A 16,777-nucleotide genomic window follows, 5' to 3' on the forward strand; every position below is an offset into this window, starting at 1 on the left:
GCCTCAGGGCGAGCGCAGCTCCACGACCGTGACCTCCGGCCGGGCCCCGACGCGCATCGGCGGCCCCCAGTACCCGGCGCCCGGGGTCACGTAGAGCTGGGTGCCGCCGTGCCGCGACCAGCCCTGCACCGCGGGCTGGTCGAGCCGCACCGCGTAGTCGAAGGGCCACAGCTGCCCGCCGTGGGTGTGGCCGGACAGCTGCAGGTCCACACCGGCGGCCCGCGCCTGCTCGACCATCACCGGCTGGTGGGCGAGCAGCACCACAGGGGTGGCGTCGTCGCGGCCGTCCAGCGCGGCGTCGAGGTCGGCTCCGTGGCCCGGCACACCGGAGGACGCCGCCGTCCGGTCGTCGATGCCCGCGAGGTCGAACGTCGCACCGCCCCGGCCGATGGCCACGCGCTCGTTGCGCAGCACCTCGACCCCGAGCGTCGGCAGGTGCCGCAGCCAGGCGGTGGTGTCCACGAAGTACTCGTGGTTGCCCGTGACGAAGAAGACGCCCTGCCCGCTCACCAGGTCGGCCAGCGGCGCGACGTCCTCGCGCAGGTCGTCGACGTCGCCGTCCACGAGGTCGCCGACGATCGCGACGACGTCGGGTCGCTGGGCGTTGACGATCTCGACCAGGCGCTCGAACCGCCGGCCGCCGTAGGTCGCGGAGAGGTGCCCGTCGGAGAAGGTGACGATCCGCAGGCCGTCGAGCGCCGGGTCGAGGTCGGCGAGGGTGATCGGCACGCGGCGCACGACCGGGGCGGAGTGGGCGGCCCAGGCTCCGGCGCCCGCCGTCCCGAGGGCGACCGCGCCGGCGGTGGCCGCCAGCGACCGGGCGAGGAACACCCGCCGGGGGGCGGTGCCGGCCGCGGGTGCCGGGGCGGCAACCGGCGCGGCGGCCTCCCGGCGGCGCAGCAGGCGGCCGGCGACGGCGCGGACCGGCTCGAGCACCAGCAGGGTCAGCAGCAGGTAGAACGAGATCCCGAGCCAGGAGAAGGCGACCCACTCCAGCGGTGTCCCGATCCAGTGCGGGACGCGACCGCGCAGCAGCAGCGCGGCGACCGGCAGCGCGGCGAGGACGCCGAGCAGCACCGACAGCCGCCGGCGGACCCGCCCGGGTGCGGTGGTGTCCCGGACCAGCCGCACCCACAGGTACCGGGCCAGCGACCCGATGACGACGAGGACGACCGCGACGGCCACGAGGGCCCGCATCAGGCGCTCACCCGCCCAGCAGCTCCGCGAGGTCGGGCCAGCGCTCGAAGAACTCCCGCTCGGCGTCCCGGGCGCGCGCCTCCGCCCGGCCGAGCAGCAGGCCGTAGGTGAACCCGGGCTCGCCGGCGGCATGGGCGCTGATCGCCAGCCGGCGGCTGTGCTCGCCGACCACCACGAGGTCCTGCAGGGCGCCCAGCAGCCGCTGCGTGCGCTTCGCGCCCCGGGCCACCTCCTGCGCCCGCCCGCCCAGGACGGGCACCAGGACCCCCGCCGCGAACCGGGCGCGGCGGGCCACCCGCCGCAGCGCGTGCAGGGCCTCGGTCCGCCGGGCCCCGGACAGGGCCCGGGCGTCGGCGGCGGCCGCGCGGGTCCGCTTCGCCTCGCGGCGCAGGACGGCGGCCAGCACCGCGCCGGCCGGCTCCGCCGCCGTCGCGGTCAGCGGCGGATCGGTGAGCAGCGCGTGCAGGGCGTCGAGCAGGTCGAGGTACCGCCGCTCGTCCACCAGGGCCACCGCGGCGGCCCGGCCGCGCTCGGCCGCGGCCACCTCGCCGGAGCGCAGGCGGGCGGCCACGGGGCCGAGCACCAGCTCGACGGGGAGCTCCTCCACCGCGGCGCGCAGGCCGGCGTAGCCCACCTGCTCGTCGCGCGCCTCGGACAGCCGGGCGGCCACCCAGGCCAGCTCGGCGCGCACGCCGTCGGTCGCGTCCCGGTCGAGGACCGGCCGGAAGGCGGCCAGCAGCGCGCGCAGGTGGCGGCAGGCGATCCGCATCCGGCGCACGCCGTCCTCGGCCCCGAGGCGCAGGCCGACGTCGGCGAGCTGCAGCCCGGCCACCTCGGCGGCGAGCGCGGCGAGGACGACGTCCCCGGCCGCCCGCGCGGCGTCCGCGCAGAGGTCCTGCTTCCTCCTGCCCTTCGTGCCCTTCTTGTCCTTCTTGTCCTTCTTCTCTTTCCCGCGCGGCCGCGGCGGGTCCTCGGTCCGCGACTCCTCGGCGGGCTCGTCGAGCCCCAGCGCCCGCTGCAGCTTCGAGGCGCGCGAGGTGCGCTCGGCGCCGGCGGCGACCAGCCGGTCCCCCACCAGCGGCAGCAGCTCCGGGCCGCCCTCCAGCAGCTCGACCTCGACCTCGCGCCAGCTGCGCACCTCCGCCGTCCCGTCCGGACCGGAGAGGCGGGTGGCGCTGACCGTGTCGTCCGCGACCTCGGCGAGCGGGCGGCCGTCCGCGTCGCGCAGGACGGTGACCACGCGGCGGGTGCGCAGCTGGGCGACCGGGCCCGGCGTCGCGCCGCGGAGCACGCCGGCGAGCGGGGCGGCCACGGCCCTGGGCGGCTTGCGGGTCGCCCGGCCGAGCGGCGAGCGCAGCTCCCGGCGGGCGTCCCCGCCGGCCGGCAGCTTGACGTGCCAGCCGTCGTCGGCGCCGCCGGTGCGGCGCCGCAGCGTGATCCGCGCGCTCGCCAGCCGCAGGTCCGGGGTGTCGAGGTACTGCGCCTCGAGCCGGTGCTCGACCGGTGCGTCCACCGCCGCCACGCCCTCCACCCCGGTCAGCTCCGGTACGGCGTAGTCCAGCGGGACGTCGAACTTCGTCTCGATCTCGAGGTGGTCGGCGGGCACCCCCGAACCGTACGGCGGGGCCCGGACCGGCGGCGACCGCCCGCCCGGGCACCCGCCGGGATGTTCGCCGACGGCGCGCGATGGGCACGCTCACGGTGCTGGTGCCCCCGACGAGGGCGCCGCGCACCCGGAGGAGCAGGCCCCATGATCAGCGAACGAGACGTGTCAGCGGCGATCGGCAGCACGGCCTACGGCAGCGACGGCGCATCTGTCGGCACCGTCGAGACCTTCTACACCGACGACCGCACGGGTGCCACGACGTGGGTGGCGGTCTCCAGCGGGCTGCTGGGCACCCGGCGGGCGCTCGCGCCGGCCGAGGAGGCCACCTTCGCCGACGGGCGGCTGCAGCTGACCGTCCCGGCCGACGCGGTGTCCAGCGCGCCGCGGCTGGGCGGCCAGCACCTCTCCCCCGAGGACGAGGCGGCGCTGCGCGGCCACTACGCGGGTGCCGCGGCCGCCGGGCACGACGGCGTGACCGACGAGGTGACCGGGCACGACGTCGATCTCGGCACCGGCGGGCGGCACGCCGCCGACGACGAGGCGGAGCGGCCCGCCCACGGCGACGACCTCGAGCGTCGTCCGGGCGTGGACGACGGCAGCATGGTGCGCAGCGAGGAGCAGCTCCGCGTGGACACCGAGCGCGTCGTCGCCCGGCGCGTGCGGGTGGTCAAGTACGTGGTGACCGAGGAGGTGCAGGTCACCGTGCCCGTCCGCCGGGAGGAGATCCGCATCGAGGAGCTCTCCCTGGACGCGCCGGACGCGGAGGACCAGGTGCTGGTCACCGAGGGCGCGGCTCTGGGCGGCACGGGCACCACCGGCGCCGTGTCCTCCGGGCTGCCCGGGGAGATCGTGCTGCACGCCGAGCGCCCGGTCGTGACCGTCGAGGTGGTACCCGTCGAGCGGGTGCGGCTGCGGACCGAGGTCGTCACGGAGCAGGAGCAGGTCAGCGGCACCGTGCAGCGGGAGCAGGTCGTCGTCGACCAGGAGTCCGCGCTGCACCGCGGCTGACGCTCAGCGCGCGGGCGCCGTCCCCAGCCGCGCGAGGTCGTCGCCACCCGGGTCGACGAGCACCCGGCCGTCGGTCGCCAGGACCACCGGGACCTCCGCGGGCGTCTCCAGCTCCTCGAGCATGGTGCGCGCCGCGGGGTCCTCGGCCGGGTCCAGCCAGGTGTGGCCGATGCCGTGGTCGGCCAGCGTCTGCCGCAGCCGCTCGCTCGCCGGCCACCGGCGGTCCCCGAGCACCCGGACGCCGGTGGCGCGGCCGATGAGCATCGCCCGCCGGATGAGCAGCGCTCGTGTGATCACGTTGGACAGCTCGCGGTCGGCGGCGAGGGCGGCGCGCAGCCGGTCGACCGACAGCGTGAGCACCTCGCCCGGCCTGGCTGCGACCACCGACCGGACGGCGCGCTGACCGGCCAGCATGTTGAGCCCACCCAGGAACCGCTTGGGGCCCACGACGGAGATCACCCGCGCCTCGTCGTCCGGCCCGTCGGCGTCCTCCACCACGGCGACGGTGCCGGTCAGCACCACCACGAAGTCCCACTCGGCGTCACCGCCCCGCACCAGCACGTCGCCGGTCGCGGTGGGGCGTCGTCGTCCGAAGCGGTGCAGGACGGCGAGCTGCCGGTCGGTCAGGTGCGGCGAGGAGCCGTCGCTGTCCGGCGTCTCGGCCGCGCCGTCGAGACCGGCCAGCTCGGCGACCGTGTCCAGGCGGGCCCGGGGGGACACCGGCACGACCGCCGGGACGTCGCCGACGGCCTGGACCGCTTCCGGGAGCCGCTCGGCAGGGGCACCGCGCGGATCGGTGCGCTGCAGCGCCGCCGCGAGCGCATCGGTGGTGGTGGCGCCGTCGTGCCGGACGCCGTTGACGAAGAAGGTGGGCGTGCCGTGCACGCCGCTGGCCTCCGCGCTGGCCACGTCGTCCCGGACGCGGGCGGCGTGCGTCTCCTCGCCGAGCTCGCGGGTGAAGCGCTCCAGGTCCAGGCCGAGCGCGGCCGCGTGGTTGAGCAGGTCGGGGACGTCGAGCTCCTCCTGGTGGCTGAACAGCCGGTCGTGCATGGCCCAGAAGGCTCCCTGGGCGCCGGCGGCCTCGGTCGCCTCGGCGGCGAGCTCGGCGTGCGGGTGGACGTCGACCAGCGGCAGGTGGCGGAAGACGTAGCGCAGCTCGTCGCCGAACCGCCCGCGGAGCTCGCCGACGACGCCGGTGGCCTTGCCGCAGAACGGGCACTCGACGTCGCCGAACTCCACCAGGGTCAGCGGCGCGTCCACCGGTCCGCGCACGTGGTCGACGGCCGGGTCGACCGGGGGGTCCAGGCGCACCGGCCGCGACGCCGCGGCCGAGGCGCTGCGCTGGGTGAACAGCCGGAAGGCCAGCGCGCCGAGCAGCGTGGAGACGACGGCCGCGGCCAGGATGCCGACCGTCGCCTCGTCCCGCAGCGCCTCGTCCTCGAAGGCCAGGTCGGTGACGAACAGGGAGACGGTGAACCCGAGGCCGGTGAGCGCCGCGCCGGCCCAGACGCTGCCCAGGGTCACCCCGGGCGGCAGCGAGCCCAGCCGCAGCTTCACGGCCAGCACGGCGGCCAGCCCGACGCCGAGCAGCTTGCCGACGACGAGGCCGAGGAAGACGCCGAGGGTGACCGGGGAGCCGAGTGCGCGGTCCACCAGCTCGCCGTCGATCCGGACCCCGGCGTTGGCCAGGGCGAACACCGGGACGACGAGGTAGGTGCTCCACGGCACGAGGACCGCGCCGATCCGCTCGTTGGGCGAGACCGCCCGCTCCACGGAGAGCTTGGCCTGGCGGGCCAGGTCGACGTCGGGGGACTGCCGGAAGGCGCGGGTCAGCGACCCGGCCAGCTCCACCGCGTCCCGGCGCGGGGGGTAGGCGCTGACCAGCAGGCCGAGCACCACGCCGCCGATCGTGGCGTGCACGCCGGACTGGTACATCGCCACCCACATGACGACGCCGACGGCGAAGTAGGCCGGCCCGCGCCACACCTGCAGCTTGGACAGCCCGATGAAGACCAGCACGCACAGGCCGGCCACGGCCAGGGCCCCGAGGTCGATGTCGTCGGTGTAGAAGATCGCGATGACGCTCAGCGCGCCGATGTCGTCGACCACCGACAGCGAGAGCAGGAAGACCCGCAGCTGGATGGGGCAGTGCCGGCCGAAGACGGCGAGCGCGCCCAGCACGAACGCGGTGTCGGTGGCGATCGGGATGCCCCACGCGTGCGCGGCCGGCGTCCCGGCGTTGAACGCGTAGTAGATGAGGGCGGGCAGGGCCAGCCCGCCCACGGCCGCCAGGGCCGGGACGGTCAGGCGGCTGCGCTGGGCCAGCTCCCCCATCGAGAGCTCACGGCGCACCTCCATGCCGATGAGGAAGAAGAAGAACACCATGAGTCCGTCGTTGACCCAGTGCTGCAGGTCCTGGCTGATGCCCCGGTCGCCCAGCCGCACGGCGAACTCGGTGTGCCACAGCCGCTCGTAGGAGTCGCCCCAGGGGCTGTTCGCCCACAGCAGCGCCAGCGCGGTCGCCGCGACCAGCAGCGTCGCACCGGCCAGACCGGACCGGATCAGCCGGCGGACGGGCGCCGACAACTGGCCGCTGAGGTGCCGGGACCGGGGGCGGCTGGCCCCCTCGACGCTGCTCATGTCGCGCCCAGCGCCGTCGGGGGCCCGGCTTCTTCCCGCACGTCCCACCCTCCTCGTCAGCCGCGGCGGTCCGCCATGAACCGGAACCGGTCGCGGGTGGCTGCCACCTCGGCGGCGTCGACGTCGGCGAGGACGAGCGTCTCCACCCCCGCCGCGGTCGCGAGCAGCTCACCCGTCGGGCCGACGATGCGGCTGTCGCCGGCGTGCCCGGTGCCGTCGCCGGCGGTGCCGACCCGGTTGCAGCCGACGACGTAGGCCTGGTTCTCGATGGCGCGGGCCTGGAGCAGCGCCGTCCAGTGCAGCCGCCGGGCGGCCGGCCAGTTGGCGGTGACCAGGAAGACGTCGGTCCCCGGGCCGGCGCGCCAGAAGACGTCGGCGAAGCGCAGGTCGTAGCAGACGAACGGCGTGATCCGCAGGCCGCCGATGGTCACGGTGACCGGGCCGTCGCCGGCGCGGAAGCGCTCGTGCTCGCCGCCGTGGGTGAACGGGTGGAGCTTGCGGTAGCGGTGCACGGTCCCGTCCGGCCCGGCGAGGACGAAGGAGTTGTAGGGGAGCGGGCCGTCGTCGGCGATCTCGGGGCAGCTCCCGCCGACCCAGATCCCGTGCTCGGCGGCCCGCTCGGCGAGGAACCGCGCCGACGGGCCGCCCTCGGGCTCGCCGATGCCCGGCGTCATCGAGAAGCCGGTGGAGAACGTCTCGGCGAGCACCACCAGCTCGGCGCCGGCCGCCGCCGCCCGTGCCACCTGTGGCCCGAGCCGGTCGAAGTTCGCCGCCCGGTCCTCCCACACGATGTCGTGCTGCACCGCCGCGATCCTCATGCCGGCCTCCTCACGCCAGTCCCCTGAGCCGCTCGACGGCCTCGGCGAGCACGTCGTCGCCCTTGCAGAACGCGAACCGCACGAGGTGCCGTCCCAGGTGCGCGTGCTCGGGTGCGTAGAACACACCCGACGGGACGGCGACGACGCCGGCGCGCCCGGGCAGCGCGCGGCAGAAGGCCAGGCCGTCGCCGTCGGGCTGCACCGGCCGGACGTCGACGGTCGCGAAGTAGGTCGCCTCGGGGCTGATCACCGGCAGCCCGGCGTCCCGGAGCCCCTGCACGAGCACGTCGCGGCGGACCTGCAGGTCGCGGGCGACGGCGGCGAAGTACGCGTCGGGCAGCCGCAGGCCCACCGCGACCGCGGGCTGGAAGGGTCCGGCGTTCACGTAGGTCAGGAACTGCTTGGCCGTGCGGACGGCGGCGACCAGCGGCGCCGGCCCGCAGACCCAGCCGACCTTCCAGCCGGTCACGTTGAACGTCTTCCCGGCGCTGCTCACCACGAGGGTGCGCTCGCGCAGGCCCGGCAGGGTCGCGGGCGAGAGGTGCCGGGCGCCGTCGAAGACCAGGTGCTCGTACACCTCGTCGGTGAGCACCAGCAGGTCGTGCTCGACCGCGAGCCCGCCCAGGAACGCCAGCTCCCCGGCGGTGAGGACGGTGCCGGTCGGGTTGTGCGGGGTGTTGAGCAGCAGCAGCCGGGTGCGCGGCCCGATCGCCGCCCGCACGTCGGCCGGGTCGAAGCCCCACCGGCCGCCGTCCTCCGCGGGCGGGGTCAGGGGCACGGGGCGGACGACGCCCCCGGCCATCGCGATCGACGCCGCGTAGCTGTCGTAGATCGGCTCGAGGAGCACCACCTCGTCGCCCGGCTCGAGCAGCGCGAGCATGGCGGCGGCGATCGCCTCGGTGGCGCCCGCGGTGACCAGCACCTCGGTGTCCGGGTCGTAGGCCAGGCCCGAGAAGCGCTGCTGGTGCTCGGCGATCGCGGTGCGCAGCTCGGGGATGCCCGGTCCGGGCGGGTACTGGTCGGCGGCGGTGCCGATGGCGGCCCGCGCCACGTCGAGGACCTCCGGCGGGCCGGGGTAGCTGGGGAAGCCCTGGCCGAGGTTGATCGACCCGGTCGCCACGGCCAGCGCGCTCATCTCGGCGAAGACCGTCGTCCCGAAGCCCCGGAGTCGCCCGGCGAGGAGCGGCGCCGCCGTCATGCCGCGCCCCTCGAGGAGAAGCGCACCGCCCGGCCGGCGACGTCGGCCTGCTCGAGCCGGACGCGGATGCGGGTGCCCGCGCGCAGGCCCTCCCCCGTGCAGCGGCCGCGGACGGCCAGGTCGTCCAGGACGACGGTGCCGCGGTCGCCGTCCGCGTCGACGACGACCGCCGCGAACTCCTCGCCCTCCCGGCCCCGGAGCAGCCAGGCCTCGGTGGCGTCGACGACCGCGCGCTCGACCTCCCGCGTGCGCCGGTCGGAGGCGGCCATCAGCGCCGGCAGCTCGGGCAGGGCGGCGCGCAGCTCCGGCGCGGGCTGCTGCCCCGCTGCCAGGGCCAGGCAGACCTCCGTGCCGAAGCGGTCGACCAGCCGGCGCAGGGGCGCGGTCACGTGCGCGTAGGGCGCGCCGACGCCGCCGTGGCCCGGCTGCTCGGGCGGCGTCCCGTCGTCGAAGGCGGTGTAGGACGCCCCCCGCAGCAGGGTCACCGCCTCCTCCAGGAACGCGGCGTGCCGGGGGCGGGCGGGGTCCAGCGCGCCGATCACCGCGCCGGGCGCAGCGCCGGTGGGCCAGTCGACGCCCAGCGCGGGGGCCAGCCGCCGCAGCCGCTCGACGTCCGCGGCCGCCGGGGGCGGGAGGGTGCGCAGCAGGCCGACACCGCCGTCGAGCATCAGGGCCGCCGCGCACCGGCCGGTGAGCAGCGAGATCTCGGCGTTCCAGCCCTCCACGGGCAGGTCACCGCGCAGCACCAGGGTCCAGCCGCCGCCCGGTGCGGCCTCGACGGCCTGGTCGGGGGTGCCGAGCTCGACGGCGCCGCGCTCGGTCGCCCGGCGCCGGAGCAGCGCGCCGAGCGCCGGCAGCAGCGCCAGCGGCTCGGGCAGCGCGCCGGCGTCGGCCTGGGCCTGCACCGCCGGGTAGTCCAGCTGGGCGCGGCTGCGCACCCGGGCCCGGCGCAGGTCGACCCGCACCGGTTCGCCGTCGGCGTCGAGGTCGATCGTCCAGAGCGCGGCGGCGCGGAGCTCGCCGGGGAGCAGGCTGGCCGCGCCCTCGCTCAGCACCGGCGGGTGCAGCGGCGTCCGCCGGTCGGGGCTGTAGAGCGTCTGGCCGCGGCGGCGTGCCTCGGCGTCCAGCGGACCGCCGAGGTCGACCACCGCCCCGACGTCGGCGATCGCGTAGCTGACCCGGAACCCGTCCCCGAGCGCCGCCAGGTGGACGGCCTGGTCGAGGTCGCGGCTGCCGACGGGGTCGAGGGTCACCAGCGGGAGGTCGGTCGCGTCCAGCTCGGGCAGCCGGGGCTGCGCCGCGCGCCGCTCGGCTTCGGCGAGCACGGCGGCGGGGAACTCCTCCGGGACGTCGAACCCGGCGCGGATCGCGGCGAAGTCCGGGCCCGCAGGCGCCGCCGCCGGCCAGCGCGGGACGCGGAGCGGAGCAACCATGGCGTCAGCCTGGCAGAGGAACCGGTTCCACGTGGAACCCGATCAGCGGACGCGGACGTCCCCGAAGCCCCCGATGGAGACGACGTCGCCGGAGCGCAGCTGCCGGCCGCGCCGGTCCTCGGCCTCGCCGTTCACCCGGATGTCGGTGGTGGCCAGCACGTCCTTCACCTGGGCGCCGGTCGGGACGGCGTCGACCAGCTTGAGCAGCTGGCCCAGCCGGATGGTGTCCTCGCCGGGCCGCAGGTCGACGGTGCGCATGGCGCTCAGTCTGCCGCCGGCTCCAGCACGTCGCCGACCCGCACCGTCGCGGGCTCCAGGACGGCGGCGCGCACGGCGAGGAACCCGTCGCGCTCGCGGTGGATGGTCTTGAGCACGGAGGTGTCGCGCTCGATGCCGCCGGGCTGCGGCCGGGTGGTCATGACGCAGCGGGCGATGGGCGCGCCGACGCGCAGCGCGGCCGCGCCCAGGGTCGCGTCGCGGCCGCGGAGGGCGTCCTCGCCCGCGCCGTCCAGCAGCACGTTGGCCCGGAACCGCCGCCGGTCCCAGCCGCCCAGCGTGCCGGTCGAGACCAGGGAGAGGCGGATGCGCGGGCTGTCGTGGAACGGTCCGGTCGCGCCCTGCCACTGCGCCCACTCGGTGGGGCCGTCGGGGGTCTCGTCGCCCGGGTCCTCGTAGGTCGGGCCGTCGCCGGTGTTCTCCGTCGCGGCCCGCAGCTCCACCCGGCGGCCGAGCCAGTCGGACAGCACCGCCTCGTCGGCGGTCACCGTGCCGTCCGGCAGCACGACCTCCACCCCGCCCTCGGCCGTGACCCGGGCCGAGCCGAACAGCAGCTCGGGCACCCGCCGGGCGGTGAGCCCCATGCCGGTGTCCCGGTCGAACAGCGCCCAGCCGCGGTCGCGCGGGAGGCCCAGCGGCCCGACCCAGGCCTCGGTCAGCTGCTCGCCCTGCAGCGACTTGACCGGGTAGCGCCAGAGCTCCAGGACCCGCACCTCAGGCCGCCGGGGTCCAGGCCACCCACCAGCTGCCGGTCCAGGTCTCCCCCGGCTCGAGGACGACGACGTCCACGCCGTCGGCCAGCGCGTTGTTCGGGCAGCTCATCGGCTCGAGCGCGAGGCTGCGCCGCCGCTGGCCCTCGGGGAGCTGGTCGCCGCTGTAGACGAGCAGCCACGGCCACGCCTCGTCGAGGGCGAGCTCCAGCTCCCCCGCCGGGCCGCGCAGCCGGGTGCGGGCCCAGCCGTCGTCGTCCCGGGCGAGGTCGGTGATCGGGGTGTCGAAGGCCCGGTCGCCGATCCGGCCGACGGCGCCGTCGAAGGGGCGCCGTCCGCCCGTGGGCAGGCCGCCGTCGACCAGCAGCTCGGTGCGGCCGGGCAGCTCCACCTCGGCCTCGTCGATCCCGCCGTCGGCGGTGGCGCCGACCGCGAAGTAGGGGTGGAAGCCGGCGCCGAAGGGGGCGCGGCGGTCACCGTCGTTGCGCACCCGCAGCGTGACGGTCAGCCGGTCGGGCGCGAGCACGTGGTCGATCGCTGCCGCGAGCCGGAACGGGTAGCCCGGCCGCGGCAGGACCGTCGTCCCCAGCGTGGCGGTGTCCTCCGTCGCGGCGAGGACGGACCACGGCTGCCAGGTGACCAGGCCGTGCTGGGCGACCGGTGAGCCGGGCGAGGCCACCTCGAGCTGCAGCTCCTCGCCCTCCCACGTCCACCGGCCGTCGCGGATGCGGTTGGGCCAGGGCAGCAGCACCCCGCCCCGCCGGCCGGGCAGCGTGCCGCCGGCCGGGTAGCCGTCGAACACCTCCCAGGCACCGACGGTCAGCCGGCGCAGCGTCGCGCCGCGCAGGTCGATCGCGAGCGAGGCGTCGCCCGCGGTGAGCTCCACCTCGCGGGGCTCGGTCTCCGGCCAGATGTCGGGCATGCAGCCAGCTCACCACATCCCCGGCCGCGGCAGCAGGGCCGACGTCAAAAACCGAACCGGGTTCTCGGATTGTGGCCAGGACCGCCCCGCCGCCCGGCCTGCCTGTGAGAGTCTTCCGGCGACTGTGGCGCGCGGCACAGCCGAGGGGAGCGCGGGATGACGACGTCGACACGAGGGCCGGTGCGGCCGGACGGCACGCCCATCGACAAGGAGGCCGTCGCCCGCAAGTACCGCGAGGAGCGCGACAAGCGCCTGCGGGAGGACGGCAACGACCAGTACCTGCGGCTCACCGGCGAGCTGGCCGGCTACCTCACCGACCCCTACACGCCGCGGGTCGAGCGGGCGCCCAAGACCGATCACGTCACCGTCGCGTTCATCGGCGGCGGCTTCGCGGGGCTGGTCACCGGCGCCCGCCTCAAGGAGGCCGGCGTCGCCGACGTGCGCATCGTCGAGAAGGGCGGCGACTTCGGCGGCACCTGGTACTGGAACCGCTACCCCGGCGCCCAGTGCGACACGGCGTCGCTGATCTACATGCCGCTCCTCGAGGAGACCGGCCACATGCCGACCGAGAAGTACGCGCACGCGCCGGAGATCCTCGAGCACTGCCAGCGCATCGGGAAGCACTTCGGCCTGTACGACGACGCGCTGTTCCACACCGAGGTCACCGACGTCCGCTGGGACGCCGAGGGCTCGCGCTGGCTGGTCCGCACCGACCGCGGCGACGCCTTCACCGCGACCTTCCTCGCCATGGGCACCGGCCCGCTGCACGTGCCCAAGCTGCCGGGCATCCCCGGGATCACCACCTTCCGGGGGCACAGCTTCCACACCAGCCGCTGGGACTACGCCTACACCGGCGGCGACCCGTCGGGGGCCCCGCTGGACAAGCTCGCCGACAAGCGGGTGGCGATCATCGGCACGGGGGCCACCTCGGTGCAGGCGGTGCCGCACCTGGCCGGCGCCTGCGCGGAGCTGTACGTCTTCCAGCGCACGCCGTCCTCGGTCGACGTCCGCGCCAACGCCCCGCTGGACCCGGAGTGGTTCGCCTCCATCGCCACCCCGGGCTGGCAGCGGCGCTGGCTGGAGAACTTCACGGCCACCCAGACCGGCGCCGGCGACGGCGAGGACCTGGTCATGGACGGCTGGACCGACCTGGCCCGCCGCATGCGCGAGCGGGTGCTGTCGCTGCCGCCGGAGCAGCAGACCCTCGCCGGCATGCAGGCGGCGATGGAGGACGCGGACTTCGAGAAGATGGAGGAGATCCGCGCCCGGGTGGACGCCGTCGTCGCCGATCCGGAGACCGCCGAGGGGCTCAAGGCCTGGTACCGCCAGCTCTGCAAGCGGCCCTGCTTCCACGACGAGTACCTCGACGCCTACAACCGGCCGGGCACCCACCTCGTGCACACCGACGGCAAGGGCGTCGAGCGGATCACCGAGACCGGCGTGGTCGCCAACGGCCGGGAGCACGAGGTCGACTGCATCATCTACGCCTCCGGCTTCGAGGTGGGCACGGAGTACACCCGCCGGGCCGGCTACGACGTGACCGGGCGGGACGGCGTCAGGCTCTCCGAGCGCTGGGCGGACGGCATGCGCACGCTGCACGGCACCCACGTGCACGGCTTCCCGAACCTGTTCGTGGTCCAGCCGACCCAGGGCGCCAACCTGATCAGCAACGTCCCGCACAACCTCACCGAGAGCGGCCGCACCATCGCCGCGATCGTGCGGCACGCCCTGGACACGGGCTCGCGCGAGGTCGAGGTGACCGCCGAGGCGGAGCAGGCGTGGGTGGAGCTGCTGCTCACCCATCCCGGCCGCGGGGTCATCGGCTCCCCCGACTGCACCCCCGGCTACTACAACAACGAGGGCCAGGACGCGGGCCTCCGGGCCAAGCTCAACGTCGGCTACCCCGCGGGCGCCGCCGCGTACTTCACCTACCTGGAGGGCTGGCGCTCCTCCGGCGAGTTCGAGGGGCTGATGTTCCGGTGACCGCGCTCGAGGACCTCGTCCGCAACATCGACGTCGTCGACCCCTACCCGGTCTGGCAGCAGCTGCTCGACCGCGGCCCGATCCTCGCCCCCGACGGCTCCTTCGCCCTGCTCACGGCGCACGAGCACTGCGACGCCGTCCTCCGGTCGCCGCTGGTCAGCTCCGACCGGCACACCTCGACCCAGTGGCAGGAGGTCGCCGCGACGCTGCCGCCGGAGGAGCTCGCGCGGATGGACCGGCAGCGCAGCTTCCTGTTCCTCGACCCGCCGGACCACACCCGCCTGCGGCGGCTGGTCAGCAAGGCCTTCACCCCGCGGACGGTCAAGGAGCTGACGCCGTTCGTCGAGCAGCTGACCGAGGAGCTGCTGGACGCCGCGACGGCACGGGGGGACCTCGAGGTCGTCGGCGACCTGGCCTACCCGCTGCCGGTGACCGTCATCAGCCGGATGCTCGGCGTGCCCGAGGAGGACCACGTCCGGTTCTCGGCCTGGTCCGACGTGCTCGCCAAGAGCCTGGACGACGGCGTCACGGCGGAGGACACCGAGGAGCAGCGGCAGCGCAGGGCCGCCGCCGACGAGTTCCGCGCCTACTTCACCGAGCTGTGCGCGCAGCGCCGCGCCGAGCCGCGCGACGACCTGCTCAGCGCGCTGGTGCAGATCGAGCACGAGGGCGACCGGCTGAGCACCGACGAGCTGCTGAGCACCGCCCAGCTGCTGCTGGTCGCCGGGCACGAGACGACGGTCAACCTGATCGCGAACGGGACGCTGGCGCTGCTGCGCGACGACGACCTCCGCGCGCAGGTGGCGGACGACGACGCGTGCGCGGCCGGGTTCGTCGAGGAGGTGCTGCGCCTCGACCCCCCGGTGCAGATGACCGGGCGGACGGCGCGCGAGGACCTCGAGGTGCCCGGCGGGACGGTGCGGGCCGGCGGCCGCGTGGTGCTGCTCATCGCGGCGGCCGGGCGCGACCCGGTGCACCACCCCGACCCCCTGCGGATGGACCCCACGAGGACCAGCCCGCACCTCGCGTTCGGCATCGGCGCCCACTACTGCCTGGGCGCGCCGCTGGCCCGGCTGGAGGGCAGGGTCGCGCTGCAGGCCCTCGCCCGGCGGACGGCGGGCGCGCGGCTGGGCGAGCTGACCTACAAGCCCAACCGCATCCTGCGCGGCCCCGCGCGGCTCGAGGTGCTGCTGCCCTGACGTCCACGAGATCTGCACACTCGGGGCCTTCAGCCGCCTGAACACCCCGAGTGTGCAGATCTCGGTCAGGGAAGCGTGCGCTCGAAGTAGAGCGAGTGCAGCGCGTCCGGGTCGTCGACGTAGACCCCGAACGCGTCGATCGGGCGGTAGCCGGCCGAGCGGTAGAGCGCGACCGCCTCGGGCTGCCGCGGGCCGGTCTCGAGCCGCAGCGTCGACCAGCCGTGTGCCCGGGCGGCGTCCTCGAGCCCGGCCAGCACCGCCCGGCCCACCCCGCGCCCCCGCGCCGACTGGACGACGTACATCCGCTTCACCTCGGCCGCGCCGTCGCCGAGCGGGCGGAGGGCGCCGCAGCCCAGCGCCGTCCCGTCGTCGTCCCGCGCGACGAGGACGACGGCGACGTCGGCGGCCGACGGTGCCTGCCCGGGCTCCAGCTTCCCGCCGTAGCGGGCCCGGATCTCCGCCTGCTGGTCGTTGCTCAGCCGCTGGACGACGGGGTCGTCCCAGTCCGCTTCCTCGATCCGCACGCGTCCATCCTCCGCGACGGCACCCCGGGGCTCCGGCGGTACCGTCCGCGGGAAGCCATCCGAAGGAGCACCGTGCCCGTCGACCGCGAACTGCCCACCCGCGAGGCCGAGGACCTGCTGGCCCTCACCCGCGAGATCGCCGACGCGGAGCTCGCACCGCACGCGGCTTCCGCCGAGCGCGAGGAGCGGTTCCCTCGCCACGTGTTCCGCCTGCTGGGCGACGCCGGCCTCATGGGACTGCCGTTCGCCGAGGACGTCGGCGGCGGAGGGCAGCCCTACGAGGTGTACCTGCAGGTCGTCGAGGAGCTGGCCGCCCGCTGGGCCAGCGTGGCGCTGGGCGTCAGCGTGCACACGCTGTCCTGCTTCCCGGTCGACCGGTTCGGCACCGAGGCGCAGCGCCGCGACCTCCTGCCGGACATGGTCGGCGGGCAGCTGCTGGGCGCGTACTGCCTGTCCGAGGCGCACGCCGGCTCGGACCCGGCGGCGATGCGGGCCGGCGCCCGGGCCGCCGGCGACGGGTGGACGGCGTCCGGGGAGAAGGCCTGGGTCACCCACGGCGGGCAGGCCGACTTCTACTCGACGTTCCTCCGCACGCCCGACGACGGCGACCGGGCCATCTCCTGCTTCCACCTCACCCCCGACCTGGCCGGCCTGAGCGCCGCGCCGCCGGAGCAGAAGATGGGCCTGACCGGCTCGACCACGGCGGCGATCCGGCTGGACGACGTCCCGGTGCCCGCCGACCGGCTCGTCGGAGAGCGCGGCCGCGGCATGCAGATCGCGCTGGCCGCGCTCGACTCCGGGCGGCTGGGGGTCAGCGCCGTCGCCGTCGGGCTGGCGCAGTCCGCGCTCGACCTCGCCGTCGGCTACGCGGTGGAGCGCGAGGCCTTCGGCCGGCCGATCGCCCAGCACCAGGGGGTGCAGTTCCTGCTGGCCGACATGGCCGCCGCCGTCGAGTCGGCGCGGGCCACCTACCTGGTCGCCGCCCGCCGCAAGGACGCCGGCAAGCCGTACGCGCGCCAGGCCAGCATCGCCAAGCTGGTCGCCACGGACGCGGCCATGCAGGTGACCACCGACGCCGTCCAGGTGCTCGGCGGCGCCGGCTACACCCGTGACCACCCGGCCGAGCGCTACATGCGCGAGGCGAAGGTCATGCAGATCTTCGAGGGCACCAACCAGATCCAGCGGATGGTCATCGGCCGCTCCCTCACCTCGGCCGTCGTCCCGCCCACCGCGTAGCCCGTCGGTTCCACGTGGAACCCACCG

At 76.0% G+C, this 16,777-nt stretch carries 14 protein-coding genes; 4 read left to right on the forward strand and 10 right to left on the reverse strand.

From position 1 onward, the window contains the following. Positions 1-3: 3 nt before the first annotated feature. Both ACI79H_RS12385 and ACI79H_RS12390 read right to left on the reverse strand, forming a co-directional pair. Positions 4-1,197, reverse strand: coding sequence for a metallophosphoesterase (locus ACI79H_RS12385; RefSeq protein ID WP_456554699.1), 1,194 nt, complete (start codon positions 1,195-1,197; stop codon positions 4-6). Between the two features lie 7 nt (positions 1,198-1,204). Next, a complete protein-coding gene (locus ACI79H_RS12390; RefSeq protein ID WP_456554700.1) occupies positions 1,205-2,803 on the reverse strand; it encodes a CYTH and CHAD domain-containing protein in 1,599 nt (532 codons plus the stop codon). A 144-nt stretch (positions 2,804-2,947) separates the two neighbouring features. Here ACI79H_RS12390 and ACI79H_RS12395 point away from each other — a divergent pair, with 144 nt between their 5' ends. Beyond that, a complete protein-coding gene (locus ACI79H_RS12395) occupies positions 2,948-3,811 on the forward strand; it encodes a DUF2382 domain-containing protein (RefSeq protein WP_456554701.1) in 864 nt (287 codons plus the stop codon). A 3-nt stretch (positions 3,812-3,814) separates the two neighbouring features. Here the strand turns inward: ACI79H_RS12395 and nhaA are convergent, their stop codons facing one another. The 7 genes from nhaA to ACI79H_RS12430 are packed head-to-tail and all read right to left on the reverse strand — an operon-like array spanning position 3,815 to position 11,808. Next, positions 3,815-6,451 carry a Na+/H+ antiporter NhaA gene (gene nhaA / locus ACI79H_RS12400; protein ID WP_456554702.1) on the reverse strand — a complete coding sequence of 879 codons (2,637 nt, stop codon included), beginning with the start codon at positions 6,449-6,451 and terminating at the stop codon, positions 3,815-3,817. Positions 6,452-6,507: 56 nt separating this feature from the next. Beyond that, positions 6,508-7,269, reverse strand: a complete 762-nt coding sequence (locus ACI79H_RS12405) for a nitrilase-related carbon-nitrogen hydrolase (protein WP_456554703.1) — start codon at positions 7,267-7,269, stop codon at positions 6,508-6,510. 10 nt (positions 7,270-7,279) lie between these two features. Then, positions 7,280-8,467, reverse strand: a complete 1,188-nt coding sequence (locus ACI79H_RS12410) for a pyridoxal phosphate-dependent aminotransferase (protein ID WP_456554704.1) — start codon at positions 8,465-8,467, stop codon at positions 7,280-7,282. Continuing rightward, positions 8,464-9,900 carry an RNB domain-containing ribonuclease gene (locus ACI79H_RS12415; RefSeq protein ID WP_456554705.1) on the reverse strand — a complete coding sequence of 479 codons (1,437 nt, stop codon included), beginning with the start codon at positions 9,898-9,900 and terminating at the stop codon, positions 8,464-8,466. Before ACI79H_RS12415 ends, ACI79H_RS12410 begins: the two co-directional genes overlap by 4 nt. A gap of 42 nt (positions 9,901-9,942) precedes the next feature. Further along, positions 9,943-10,158 (reverse strand): RNA-binding S4 domain-containing protein, encoded by a 216-nt coding sequence (locus ACI79H_RS12420; RefSeq protein WP_456554706.1) that lies wholly within the window; start codon positions 10,156-10,158, stop codon positions 9,943-9,945. Positions 10,159-10,163: 5 nt separating this feature from the next. Continuing rightward, positions 10,164-10,889 (reverse strand): MOSC domain-containing protein, encoded by a 726-nt coding sequence (locus ACI79H_RS12425; RefSeq protein ID WP_456554707.1) that lies wholly within the window; start codon positions 10,887-10,889, stop codon positions 10,164-10,166. 1 nt (position 10,890) lies between these two features. Beyond that, positions 10,891-11,808, reverse strand: a complete 918-nt coding sequence (locus ACI79H_RS12430) for an aldose epimerase family protein (protein ID WP_456554708.1) — start codon at positions 11,806-11,808, stop codon at positions 10,891-10,893. Between the two features lie 156 nt (positions 11,809-11,964). On the opposite strand from ACI79H_RS12430, the gene ACI79H_RS12435 reads away from it, so the two are divergent. Beyond that, a complete protein-coding gene (locus tag ACI79H_RS12435; protein ID WP_456554709.1) occupies positions 11,965-13,791 on the forward strand; it encodes a flavin-containing monooxygenase in 1,827 nt (608 codons plus the stop codon). Further along, positions 13,788-14,990: a cytochrome P450 gene (locus ACI79H_RS12440; protein ID WP_456554710.1), complete on the forward strand. Its 1,203-nt coding sequence runs from the start codon at positions 13,788-13,790 to the stop codon at positions 14,988-14,990. Before ACI79H_RS12435 ends, ACI79H_RS12440 begins: the two co-directional genes overlap by 4 nt. Before the next feature lie 65 nt (positions 14,991-15,055). Here ACI79H_RS12440 and ACI79H_RS12445 read toward each other — a convergent pair whose 3' ends face one another. Further along, positions 15,056-15,514 carry a GNAT family N-acetyltransferase gene (locus ACI79H_RS12445; RefSeq protein ID WP_456554711.1) on the reverse strand — a complete coding sequence of 153 codons (459 nt, stop codon included), beginning with the start codon at positions 15,512-15,514 and terminating at the stop codon, positions 15,056-15,058. A gap of 72 nt (positions 15,515-15,586) precedes the next feature. Between ACI79H_RS12445 and ACI79H_RS12450 the strand changes: the two genes are divergently transcribed. Beyond that, positions 15,587-16,750, forward strand: a complete 1,164-nt coding sequence (locus ACI79H_RS12450; protein WP_456554712.1) for an acyl-CoA dehydrogenase family protein — start codon at positions 15,587-15,589, stop codon at positions 16,748-16,750. Positions 16,751-16,777: the final 27 nt, after the last annotated feature.

The sequence above is a fragment of the Blastococcus sp. SYSU D01042 genome (assembly GCF_054050515.1).